Annotated in this window: 12 protein-coding genes; 4 read left to right on the top strand and 8 right to left on the bottom strand. The window is 58.6% G+C overall.

Annotated elements, in window-relative coordinates:
- Both HMPREF0183_RS02650 and hrcA read right to left on the bottom strand, forming a co-directional pair.
- The coding region (locus HMPREF0183_RS02650; protein ID WP_040347726.1) for a DnaJ domain-containing protein at positions 1–702 on the bottom strand (702 nt) is incomplete at its 3' end.
- Positions 703–733: 31 nt separating this feature from the next.
- Positions 734–1,735 carry a heat-inducible transcriptional repressor HrcA gene (gene hrcA, locus HMPREF0183_RS02645; protein ID WP_005882543.1) on the bottom strand — a complete coding sequence of 334 codons (1,002 nt, stop codon included), beginning with the start codon at positions 1,733–1,735 and terminating at the stop codon, positions 734–736.
- 91 nt (positions 1,736–1,826) lie between these two features.
- Here hrcA and HMPREF0183_RS02640 point away from each other — a divergent pair, with 91 nt between their 5' ends.
- Both HMPREF0183_RS02640 and HMPREF0183_RS12015 read left to right on the top strand, forming a co-directional pair.
- On the top strand, positions 1,827–2,672 hold the full coding sequence (locus HMPREF0183_RS02640; protein ID WP_040347770.1) for a DUF3097 domain-containing protein: 846 nt from the start codon (positions 1,827–1,829) through the stop codon (positions 2,670–2,672).
- Between the two features lie 104 nt (positions 2,673–2,776).
- On the top strand, positions 2,777–3,445 hold the full coding sequence (locus HMPREF0183_RS12015) for a DUF4870 domain-containing protein (protein ID WP_005882540.1): 669 nt from the start codon (positions 2,777–2,779) through the stop codon (positions 3,443–3,445).
- A 51-nt stretch (positions 3,446–3,496) separates the two neighbouring features.
- On the opposite strand, the gene hemW is transcribed toward HMPREF0183_RS12015, so the two are convergent.
- Positions 3,497–4,705 carry a radical SAM family heme chaperone HemW gene (gene hemW / locus HMPREF0183_RS02630; protein WP_005882538.1) on the bottom strand — a complete coding sequence of 403 codons (1,209 nt, stop codon included), beginning with the start codon at positions 4,703–4,705 and terminating at the stop codon, positions 3,497–3,499.
- On the bottom strand, positions 4,706–6,562 hold the full coding sequence (gene lepA, locus HMPREF0183_RS02625) for a translation elongation factor 4 (protein ID WP_005882536.1): 1,857 nt from the start codon (positions 6,560–6,562) through the stop codon (positions 4,706–4,708).
- A gap of 115 nt (positions 6,563–6,677) precedes the next feature.
- Between lepA and HMPREF0183_RS02620 the strand changes: the two genes are divergently transcribed.
- Positions 6,678–7,349, top strand: coding sequence for a type II toxin-antitoxin system PemK/MazF family toxin (locus tag HMPREF0183_RS02620; RefSeq protein WP_005882534.1), 672 nt, complete (start codon positions 6,678–6,680; stop codon positions 7,347–7,349).
- Positions 7,350–7,510: 161 nt separating this feature from the next.
- Positions 7,511–7,771 carry a 30S ribosomal protein S20 gene (rpsT, locus tag HMPREF0183_RS02615; protein ID WP_005882532.1) on the top strand — a complete coding sequence of 87 codons (261 nt, stop codon included), beginning with the start codon at positions 7,511–7,513 and terminating at the stop codon, positions 7,769–7,771.
- An 87-nt stretch (positions 7,772–7,858) separates the two neighbouring features.
- On the opposite strand, the gene HMPREF0183_RS02610 is transcribed toward rpsT, so the two are convergent.
- From HMPREF0183_RS02610 to HMPREF0183_RS02595, 4 genes are all read right to left on the bottom strand, one after another.
- Complete coding sequence (locus HMPREF0183_RS02610; RefSeq protein WP_005882531.1) at positions 7,859–8,173, bottom strand: transcriptional regulator; 315 nt, start codon at positions 8,171–8,173, stop codon at positions 7,859–7,861.
- A complete protein-coding gene (locus HMPREF0183_RS02605; protein ID WP_005882529.1) occupies positions 8,173–8,604 on the bottom strand; it encodes a hypothetical protein in 432 nt (143 codons plus the stop codon). Before HMPREF0183_RS02605 ends, HMPREF0183_RS02610 begins: the two co-directional genes overlap by 1 nt.
- Positions 8,605–8,699: 95 nt before the next feature.
- Positions 8,700–9,677 carry a DNA polymerase III subunit delta gene (holA, locus tag HMPREF0183_RS02600; protein ID WP_005882526.1) on the bottom strand — a complete coding sequence of 326 codons (978 nt, stop codon included), beginning with the start codon at positions 9,675–9,677 and terminating at the stop codon, positions 8,700–8,702.
- A 45-nt stretch (positions 9,678–9,722) separates the two neighbouring features.
- Complete coding sequence (locus tag HMPREF0183_RS02595; RefSeq protein ID WP_005882524.1) at positions 9,723–11,918, bottom strand: ComEC/Rec2 family competence protein; 2,196 nt, start codon at positions 11,916–11,918, stop codon at positions 9,723–9,725.

The following is an 11,918-nucleotide window of genomic DNA, read 5'->3' as shown; positions in this document are numbered from 1 at the left end:
AGGTCCACCACCGGGTCCCACTTCGCCACGGCCGGACAGCAGAATCCGGGTTCCGTCTTTGACACCTGCTGGGATTTTGACTGACAGGGTTTCTTCTGCGCGCACGCGACCGTCACCGTTACACGACTGGCACGGGTCAGCAATGATGGTGCCGTAACCACCGCAGTTGTTGCACGGCTGGTTGGTGACCATCTGTCCCATGAGTGTGCGGGTCATGCGTTGCACGGAACCCGCTCCCTTACACAGCGAACAGGTCTGTGGCGAGGTGCCGGGGCGCGTTCCGTCACCGTGGCACGTGTCGCACAGTTTAGCGGTGACAATCGAGATGTCTTCCGTGCCACCAAATACGGCGGTCTTCAAATCAATCGACACGCCCACCAGCGCGTCGCGACCGGGGCGCTTACGTGACGCGGGCCCAGGATGTGCACCTCCGCCACCGCCGAAGAACGCGTCAAATATGTCCGAGAAGCCACCGAACCCTGACGCACCCGGCTGGCCGTATTCGCCACCACCGGCGTCGTAGTTGCGTCGCTTCTGTGGATCAGACAGGACGTCATAGGCAACCGAGACCGCTTTAAACTCATCGTCGTGGCCAGGGTTGACATCCGGGTGGTATTTACGTGCGAGCTTGCGGTAGGCCTTTTTAATCTCCTCAGCACTCGCGTCGCGGGAAACACCCAGGGTTTCGTAGTGATCGCTCACGTGTGTCCTCATCTAGTTGTGGGTTGAAAATCTACTTGTCCAAAATGACCGTGATGTAACGCGAAACCGCGCGCACGGCCGCAATCGTTGTGGGGTAATCCATGCGGGTGGGTCCCAGCACGGCAAGGGAGGCGCGGGAGTCCTCTGATCCGTAGTTACTGGCAATGACCGAGGTCGTTGCAAGAGATTCCGGATTCTCGTGACCAATGCTCACGCTGACTCCATCAGCGCTCATGTGGGCGAGCAGCTTGAGCAGAACCACCTGCTCTTCGAATGCTTCCAGAAGCGGGGCAACATGCTCGTAGATCCCGCCCGAGGAGCGTGCAAGGTTAGCCGTTCCTGCCATCACCAACCGCTCTTGCCTGCGTCCCGAGGCCAACTCGGCAACGACATCGGCGACGGCTGCCGCGGGAGCGGCCAGCGCAACGGGAACATCCAGAACACTCAGCGCCGGGGCAACATCGTCTAATGCCCGCCCATCCAACACGCTGTTAAACAGGGTGCGCAGAGTGCCCAGCTCAAAGTCGTCGATGGTGGTTCGCATTTCCACAATGCGTTGGTCTACCTGACCGGAGTCGGTAATGAACACCACGAGCAGACGGTTGCCACCTAAGTCCACGAGTTCGAGGTGGCGGAATTTTTCGCGGGAACGCACCGGATACTGGATCACGGCCACTTGCGAAGTGAGATCCGCGAGCAGCCGCACTGTACGTTCCAGCATGTCTTCAATATCGACAGGGTGAGAGAGAATCCGAGTGATCGCTCTACGTTCCGCAGCCGACAGCGGCTTAATTTCGTCGATCGTGTCCACGAACTTGCGGTAGCCCTTGTCGGTAGGAATCCGACCGGCAGACGTGTGTGGTTGAGCGATGAGACCTTGTGCTTCCAACGCGGCCATGTCGTTGCGAATCGTGGCCGGCGAAACACCTAAACTGTGGCGCTCGACCAACGCTTTGGAGCCCACTGGTTCCTTGGTCTCAACGTAGTCTTCGACGATTGCGCGCAAGACACGACTTCGCCGATCGTCGTTCACGGATCCCCCTCCACTGGCACTCTAGGTCGTCGAGTGCCAATTCTACGCCGGGGTGACAGCGGAACCAAACGCCCTCTAGGGTAATGGGGTGATGAACTACGGATCAGACGTGTTATCCGGCGGGCCACGTTCCCATCGACGCCCCACTTCCCGGAAGGTACCGGCCAAACGCGGCCTCGTTGTTGAGGAAGTGAGCACCGGCTTCGTGGGCACAATTCTGGGAGTCGAAAAGGCCCCCGGCGGATTCGCGGTACGGCTCGAAGACCGCAACGGTCACGTGCAAAGCTTCCCGCTAGGACCAGGGTTCTGGATCGACGGTAAACCAGTCGAACTCACGCGCCCCACAGCCACTACGCCCACGCGACCCCAACGGACCGCCTCGGGTTCCGTGGCCGTTCCCGGCGCCCGCGCCCGCGTGGCACGCGGCTCCCGCATCTGGGTGGAAGGGAAGCACGACGCGCAACTCGTCGAAAAAATCTGGGGTGACGACCTGCGCATCGAAGGCGTCGTCGTCGAAGAACTGGGCGGACTGGATGATCTAGAAGAGAAGCTGGCACAGTTCCAACCGGACACTTCTCATCGCGTGGGCGTTTTGGCCGACCACATCGTGTCCGGTTCAAAAGAAACCCGCATCGCCCAACGCGTGCAGGAACGCTTCGGGCCGGTTGTTCACGTGATCGGGCACTCGTTCATCGACATATGGCAAGCCGTCAAACCACAGTGCGTGGGCATCCCCGAATGGCCAACAGTGCCACGTGGTGAAGACTGGAAGACGGGCGTGTGCCGGCGATTGGGGTGGCCGCACGAACAACCCGGCGACACCGGACGCGCCTGGGCACACATTCTGTCCCGAGTGAACACGATCGCAGACCTCGACCACTCGCTGTCTGGCCGTGTTGAAGAGCTCATCGACTTCGTCACCGTTGACCCGAGTTAGTCCATTTTTTTAAACAAAATGGAGGGATTTCCCCGGTCGCCTTCACATTTATGCACGTAACGTAGATACTGAAAAAGAGACTGTTCTCACCCTCAAGGAGAAAAATGACGAACCCCCACGGATCTGACGGCCCACCTAGCTTTGGCTCGAACCCCACCGGAGGCTTCGGCTCAGGACCTGCCTCCAACAACTCAAACGCCGAGGCACCAAAGGCTCCAGAAGCTCCGAAGGCTCCAGAACCACCACAGTCTGCAGACGCACCTGAAGCGCCAAAACCATCACAGGGCAGCGCATACGGGACTGCAAACCCGAATGAGCCACAGTATGGGAACACCGGCCAGGGGCATTCATACGGCAGCAACGGCCAGGGCCAGCCCTACCCTCAGACTCAGCCTGCGGACAGCGAGCTTCCAGACAGCGCATACGGACCAGGATCCGAATCGTACTGGAACTCCAGCAACGACGACCGCACCATGGGTCTCCTGGTACACATTCTGGGTATCCTCACCAACGTTGTTGGGCCTGCGATCCTGTACGTGATCAAAAAGGACGAATCGCCGTTCGTGCGTCACCACGCAGCTCAGTCCCTCAACTTCCAAATCACGATTTTGCTCGCGCACTTCGTTGCTGGAATCTTGACATTGACGGGCATTGGAGCATTTCTCACGCCGGTGATTTTCATCGGATCACTGGTGTATGAGATTTTGGCACTGCTGAAGGCCAAGGACGGCCAGGGGTACAAGATTCCTGTCGCCATTCCAATTTTTAAGTAAGCAATCGCTACTAAGTGAGAGCCTGTGCATACATGTGTATGCGCAGGCTTTTCACGTATCTAAGGTGTCGACCAGTTCACGCACCATGTAATCGACCATGAGACGGCCCGAAAGCGTGGGTGAAAAACAGGTGCGGTCTTCGTGCAAATACCCCATACGCACAAATCGCTCAATGAGACTCTGGGCGGCTGAGGGCAGAGAGTCGAGGGCCAGACCTTCACGGACGCGAGCTAAGAGCAGAATCCGTTCGACTTCCCGGGTGGGAGCGTCGAGTGCTTCCCTACCAACTGCGGGGGATTGCCCGTTCGCTAACCGGTCAGCCCACGCGCGTGGGTGTTTTGCGTTCCAAAAGCGCACTCCACCAATATGCGAATGAGCACCCGGCCCAAAGCCCCACCAGTCATCGCCGGTCCAATAACTCATATTGTGTTCACACCGCGTGTCTACAGACCGCGACCAGTTGGAGACTTCGTACCAGTTCAGTCCGGCTGTTGTAAACGCAGAGTCAGCCCATTCGTACTTATCGGCGAGGTCGTCCTCATCGGGCATGGGCAGCTCGCCACGCCTGACCTGTGCACCCATTTTGGTTCCCGGCTCCACGATCAGGGAGTACGCCGAAATATGGTCCGGTTCGCACGCAAGCGCAACCTCAACACTGCGCTTCCAATCGTCTAACGACTCCCCCGGCGTGCCATAAATGAGATCCAGACTCACCTGCAGGCCGGCGTCCTTGACCCATTGAACGACCTCGGGAATGCGGGCCGGGTCATGCGTCCGGTCCAAAGTGTGCAGCACATGATCAACCGCGGACTGCATTCCTACCGAAACTCGGGTGAACCCAGAACGAGCCAATTCACTCAGGTACTCCAGACTCAACGTATCCGGATTCGCCTCGGTCGTCACCTCGGCACCGGTTACAACCCCGAACACCGATTTCAGCTGCGACAGCACGCCACCCAAAACAGAGGCAGGCAACAACGTGGGCGTACCTCCGCCGAAGAACACCGTGTTCAACGCGCGCGGCTCACCCAAAACCCGTAGCGCCAGATCAATTTCGGAAGCGATCTGGTCTGGATAGTCTTCGCGGTTAGCCCCTTTTCCCAACTCCGAGGCGGTGTACGTGTTGAAATCGCAGTAACCGCACCGCACTCGGCAATACGGGACGTGAACGTACGCCGCCAGAGTCCGAGAAGAGTCGAGCGCAGAAGCAGGTAACGAACCGTCAAGCGGCGGAACGTCACCCTCAGGCTGAGCAGGCACTTAGTTCTTCTTTTCCGACTTGGAATCGTCAGAGCTCAGCGCGGCAATGAACGCTTCCTGTGGCACCTCAACCGAGCCCACCATCTTCATGCGCTTCTTACCCTCTTTTTGCTTCTCCAAAAGCTTACGTTTACGGCTAATGTCACCGCCGTAACACTTCGAAAGCACGTCCTTTCGGATGGCCCGAATCGTTTCACGCGCAATAATGCGAGAACCAACAGCGGCCTGGATGGGCACTTCGAACTGCTGGCGTGGAATCAAATCCTTAAGCTTGGACGCCATGAGCACGCCATAGTTGTACGCCTTGTCCTTGTGCACGATCGCAGAGAACGCGTCCACTTTGTCGCCGTGGAGGAGAATATCCACCTTGACAAGCGCGGCCGCCTGATCGCCGTCGTTGTCGTAGTCGAGGGACGCGTATCCCTTCGTGCGGGACTTGAGCGAATCAAAGAAGTCAAACACGATTTCTGCCAGTGGCATGCGGTAACGAATCTCCACACGGTCCTCAGACAGATAGTCCATTCCCTGCATCTGCCCGCGCTTGTTCTGGCACAGCTCCATGACCGCGCCCACAAACTCCGACGGAGTCAAAACAGTGGCACGCACCATAGGTTCGCGAACCTCTTTGATCTTCCCTTCCGGATACTCACTTGGGTTGGTCACGGTGTGTTCCGAACCGTCTTCCATGGTCACGCTGTACACCACCGAAGGGGCAGTCGAAATGAGGTCGAGGTCGAACTCACGCTCCAAACGCTCGCGGACGATCTCTAAGTGCAACAGCCCCAAAAAACCACAACGGAAACCAAAGCCCAGGGCAGCCGATGTTTCAGGCTCATATGTGAGTGCGGCGTCATTGAGTTTGAGTTTGTCGAGAGCTTCGCGCAGGTTGGGATAGTCCGAACCATCAATGGGGAACAGACCGGAAAACACCATGGGCTTAGGGTCACGGTAACCAGCTAGTGGTTCTTGGGCAGGATTGCGTGCCGATGTCACGGTGTCACCCACCTTGGACTGGCGCACATCCTTCACACCCGTGATGATGTATCCCACTTCGCCCACACCAAGCCCCTCTGAAGCTACTGGTTCGGGGCTCGACACACCAATTTCGAGGACTTCGTGCGTCGCGTGCGTTGAGATCATTTCAACCTTTTCGCGCGGCTCGAGCTTTCCGTCCACAACACGCACATACGTCACCACTCCGCGGTACGTGTCGTACACCGAGTCGAAAATCATGGCACGGGCAGGAGCGTCCTTCTCGCCAACAGGCGCGGGAATGTCTCGGACAATCCGGTCAAGAACTGCTTCAACACCTTCGCCGGTCTTACCGGAGACGCGCAGGCAGTCTTCTGGTTCACAGCCGATTAAGTTCGCAAGTTCTTGCGCATACTTGTCTGGGTTGGCAGCCGGCAAGTCAATCTTGTTGAGCACCGGGATAATGGTGAGGTCGTTTTCAATTGCCAAATACAAGTTGGCAAGGGTTTGCGCTTCGATACCTTGCGCCGAGTCCACCAACAGAAGCGCACCTTCACACGCCGCCAAAGAACGCGAAACTTCGTACGTAAAGTCCACGTGACCGGGGGTGTCAATCATGTTGAGCGCATACGGAGTCCCGTCAAACTCCCACTGCATACGCACGGCCTGGCTCTTAATCGTGATGCCGCGTTCCCGCTCAATGTCCATCCGGTCTAAGTACTGGGCGCGCATATCACGCGGCTGCACAGCACCCGTGAGCTGAAGCATCCGGTCAGCAAGCGTTGATTTGCCGTGGTCGATGTGGGCGATGATGCAAAAGTTGCGCAACTGCTCCGGCGCGGTCGAGGCAACCTGAATTGATCGTGAATCGCTCACCTTGGGCATGCAAAACGTCCTTTTCTTTACAGCGAAAACATCCACCTGACGAAAGTGGACCAATTCCTCATTGTCTCATGCCCACCAACTGCGAAGAAACCGGTGGCCTAGTACGCTTACAGACATGGACTTTAAGTCATTCGCTCGGCGACACGTGCAGTCAAGCATTCGAACAGGCATCAGGTTTGCAGCTCGGCAACTGAGCGACCCCAAGAATGCCGATCTCCTCACCGACCTCCTGGGCCAAAAGTCCGAGCCACCCAAACAGGACCAGCCGCAGGCCAACGAGCGCAAGCCGGAACCCACCTCGGGCCGAAAGAGCGGCAACTACACCGCCAGCCGCAAAGCGCAGCGCAACCGCCCCAAGCAACGCTTTCCAAAAAAGCCCGACGGCGGGTACCCCGGCGACTACACGGGCCCCATCAAACCGCTCTACTCCCCGGACCTCGACGGCGATGCGGACCCAGGCGAAATCGTGTGGGGCTGGGTGCCCTATGAAGAGGACCCCACGCAAGGCAAAGACCGCCCAGTGCTCATTATTGGGCGGGACAACAAATGGCTTCTGGGACTCATGCTCACCAGCAAAGACAATGTTCCCGGTGGAGTTGGCGAAGTACGTGAGTCCGAACACGGAAGTCGCTACATCAACGTGGGCACTGGCGATTGGGACAAGCAGAAGCGACCATCTGAAATTCGGCTCGACCGCGTCATCCGCATCGACGCCCGCGATGTCAGGCGCGAAGGCGCCATTATGCCCATGAGCATGTTTTCGCGCGTCGTTGATGCCGTGCAGTAAATGGTGTAAGGTTTTAGGCTGTGTGTTCACCAGGGCGTGTGTCTCGCCCAGGTCGGGTGCTCGCACGCTTGATCCGTTAGTGAACTCTGTGTTTCCCCGCAGTTTTCAATCCGGTTCAAGAGCCCTCACGACCATGAACGTTTCGACAGAAGAGTGTTGAATTGGCAAACATTAAGTCTCAGATCAAGCGCAACCGCACCAACGAAAAGGCTCGTTTGCGCAACGTAGCAGTGCGTTCGGAAGTGAAGTCCGCGATCCGCAAGGTCCGCGAACAGATCGAAGCCGGCAACGCTGAAGAAGCACAGGCCGCTTTCGCTGTTGCTACTCGCAAGCTGGACAAGGCAGTTTCCAAGGGTGTCCTGCACAAGCGGAACGCTGCTAACCGCAAGTCGAAGCTGGCTCAGAAGGTCAACGCTCTCTAAGAGCTACCTTCTCAGCACAGACACAAATGTGGTCCGGTTTTCACCGGGCCACATTTGTGTTTGGATAGCGTCCGTTTACCCCCTGCTTTACTCTTCTTCGGCAAAAGACATTCGCGCAATCTCTTTGAGCCCCTGCATGTGAGCTTCAAACACCTCGCGACCCTTTCTGCTCAGCGACAGAGTGGTCTTTGTTTTCTTGCCAACGAACCCCTTCTTCACGTCCACCAGCCCCTCTTTCTCAAGCGCGGCGATATGTTTTGACAGGGTGGAGTCGGTGACGGACAGCTGTTGCTTGATCGTTTGGAAGTCCGACTTCACGCAACCGTCTAATCCTGCGACCAAAGCTAGCCGGGTGGGGTTGGACAGCAGAGGCGATAACTGTTCAAGTGCGTGCGCCGTCATTACTTACCCCGATTCATCAGCATCAGCATTCCCACTGTAGTGGCGACTAAAGAAACTGCAGCTCCGACATACAAGACGACCGGAGGTGCGCCCGCACCCCAACCGATGACTCCCGCCATGAACCCCAGCAGCTGGCCACCTAAAACCGAGAAGAAAATGGGCGAGTCTGTCTTGGACCACGAGCGGGCGAGTGTGTACACCGTGAACCCTGGGACCATGAGAGCCATCGCGAAGACGAAACCAACGACAGGGAATTCTTCACTCACGGCCACCAAGAGTGGAATCGTGGTTGCTGTTGCTCCAGTAGAAATGAGCAGTCCCGCTAATGGCAGGTTATTGGCGGAGTCGAATGATTTGCGCGCGCCGTCCACAACGTTGAGGGCTTCAATCGCTTGTTCTGGGCTAACGTTTTCCGGGTTTACATGTGCCATGGGGATTCTCCTTGTGTGAACCAGCCATCAGGCTGTTGTGGAATGTAGTTTCACAATATCTACCACTTTCCACATTGGCAAGTGCTTTCCGAAAATTATTTTTGGTTTGCGTACTCCGCTACACCCAAGATGAGTCGTTCGACTGCGTATTCGGGATCGCGTCCCCCGCCTTTGACCGCGTGATCGGCCCACGCGGTGAGCATGATCGCATCCCCCAATGCTTCTGGACTCCAGTACCGGAGTTCCCGCCTGGCCTTGTCGATCTGCCACGGAGCCATCTTGAGTTCTCCGGCCAGTTGACCTGCACTTCCACGCATCCCGCCAACCTTTGCTAACTGGCGCAGTTTCATAGCAATCGTGGCCACCAAAGGCACTGGATCAGTTCCAGTTTCCAGAGCGTGCCGCAACAGGCTCAACGCCTCTGCGCGCTTCCCCGCAATCGCCGCATCGGCGACCTTGAAGCCAGACGCTTCGATTCGCCCCGCGTAGTACTTTTCCACGGTGGCCCGGTCGATCGTGCCTTGCGTGTCAGAGAGCAGCTGTTCGATTCCGGCCGCCAGCTCACTCACATCCGCAGACAGTGCCGACATGAGTGAGGCGAAGGCATCGGGTTCAATTGAACGGCCGGCGCGTTTAAATTCCCCAGTGGCAAAATCGCTTTTTTGAGCATCGGTTTTCAGCGGTGTCGCGTCGTACGTGGGCGCACCTTGCGCGGCGAGCGCTTTCAAGAGCTTCGCGCCACGGTTACCACCCCCGTGAAGAAAGACCACCACGGCGTCGGGGTTGGCATCGCCTACATATGACAGAGCGTCGGCAAGGAAGTCGTCACTCATCGACTCAAGGGAGTCCACAACGACGTACTTCTGAGCTGAGAACAAGCTGGCCATGCACGCTTGCAGGAGTGATCCGGGCTCATAGTGCGACGCGTCCAAGCGCACCCGCTCAACATCCGAATCCACTTTGGCGCTGATACGTTCCAGCGTTTTTCGCACTAAAACAGCTTCTGACCCCGACACCACGGCAAGGGGTGTCGGTTTCGCTTTGAGCCAGCTCACCAGATTCTTTTTCGCCACGTTCCTACCCTACCGAGTCACGGGGTGTCACACCGCCCGTACGCGTCACAGCCGTGCCTGACATTCACTCCCGGTAAAGTTCCCTTCTTTGTCAAGGACGAGTGTTCCGCACTGATCCGTACGCAATACGGGAATGGGCCCAAAAGCCCTGAGTGCGTGCCCGGTGGGGTGTCCGTATGTGTTGGGTCCTACGGATACCGCCCCGACACGTGGCTTCACTGCGCGGAAGAACTTTTCGTCTAGGTCGCGTGACCCGTGGTGAGGTGCCAGCAGGATGTCGGCAGGTTCGATGTTACGAGCAAGCACCCGCTGTTCGTCCTTGCCCACGTCCCCGGGAATTAGTAAGGAGACCGTGCCCGAGGTGGTTGCGACTTCCACTCGAATGACCAGCGAGGTGGCGTTGGAGCCGGGCTTGCGCGTGGGCCTGGGCCACAGGACTGACCACGTCGTCTGCCCGTGTTGGAACACCTGACCTTGTTCTACTGTGGTGGGGGTTCCAGGTAAGCGTAAGGCTCTCAACTCTGCCCCTCCTGCGTCGGCAGGTGACACATACACGGTTCCCAAGGTGCGACCTCGGGACGCTCCTTCTATGGCACCCACATGGTCTTTATCCAGGTGGGACAGCGCCAGGTCTACGTGGGTGACATTCAGACTGCGGAGGCAGGCGTCTATTTTGTCCTCAAAGGCGCCGGTGTCAATGACGAGGGCTGCGGACGGCCCCGTTTTGATCACGGTTGCGCTCCCCTGCCCCACATCGCATACGGCGGCGACCCAGTGGGTGTAGCGAGGGGCCACGATCAGCGGGACACAGCTTCCCAGCAGCAATGCCAGGGCGGCCAGCCCGGCGCACACACGCGAGCGCAGTATCACCGCCACAGCGCTCAACAGACTCACACACGTGGCTAGAACGATTCCGGTGGGGCCGGTGGGCCATGCGCTGTGTGCTCCTGGGAGGGTGACGGCGAACTGCGCGACTGCCGGTATCCACCACGAACACACTGCGCCGAACCACGCGATCGCCCCGCTCACAAACGGAATCATTTGCGTGCACAGGACGAGCATGCCAGCGAGTGTTGCTGGCGCGATTACAGGGGCGCACACTGCGTTGGCGAGCACGGCCCATGCGCTCGGCGGGTTCCCCAAAGCGACTGCTACGGGGAACACGCCGATTTGGGCAGTGAGGGGAATTGCGAGCGCTTGTGCGAGGAATCTGGGCAACCCTAGCCGCGTTCCGAGGCGCGTTACGGGGTCGCCCATCACCATGAGTGCCGTGGTGCCTGCGACTGAGAGGATGAAGCCTGCGGATACTGCGAGTTCCGGTCGCGCCACCAGCAGGACGACAACGGTGCTTGCGATGATGGAGATGCCGGCGCGTCCGGTCCCACGGACCAGCACGATTGCGCCTAAAAGCCCCATGCCGGCGGCCCGGATGACGGACGGGTCGGGCCCTACGACGAACACGTAGCCCGCTGTCACTGCAACCGCCGCGCCTACCGTGATGAGGCGCCGGTTGGTGGCAAGGCGCATGAGGCTGAGCACGGTGAGTGCCACTAAAGAGATGTTGGAGCCAGAGACGGCCGTGATGTGGGTGAGCGACATGGCTTTCATGTTGGTTTCCGAGGTGGCATCCAACCCCGAGGTGTCCCCCACAACGAGGCCGGGAAGTAGCCTGGCGCCTGCGTGGCTGTGTCCCGAGGTGTCGCGCAAGTGGGCGCGGAGGGAAGCCCGGACGCGCCAGGCAGCGTTGGGGGTTCCAGTGACGTGCCAAGTGTCGATAAAGGCTTTGGTTTGAGGTCCATCGCGTGTGCCGTTGGTGTCTAGGTAGATGCGCGTACCCGCTGCGGGGAGTTCTTTCCTGCTGAATGCGCTGAGCACTCCGGTGCGCCCGGCAACCTGGGCGACGTGTACGCCGGCTTCGAGTTGTGTGGGGTCGGTGATGACAGTGAATTCTCCACGGATGTCCCCAGGTGGGTTGCGAGCGTGCACACTGGCCACCACGATGCCGCTTGCCCCACACGCGAAAAGCAAAACGAATGTCAGTGCGCGCAGGGTCGTTCGGAATGGGGCACTGGAACTCTCACCGCGTTGCGCGTACACCGTACACCCAATCGCCGCGACACTCGCCCCCATTGCGCACAGACCGGCTACCCACAAAGGAGGCGCAAAAACCGCGCACGTCCACGCGGCAGTAGCTGCAACCACGAGCCGGACTGTGGCCGGATATTTCAGAATGACGCGCAT

Source organism: Brevibacterium mcbrellneri ATCC 49030 (assembly GCF_000178455.1).
Lineage (GTDB): Bacteria > Actinomycetota > Actinomycetes > Actinomycetales > Brevibacteriaceae > Brevibacterium > Brevibacterium mcbrellneri.
This window is presented reverse-complemented; position numbering and strand designations above follow the sequence as displayed.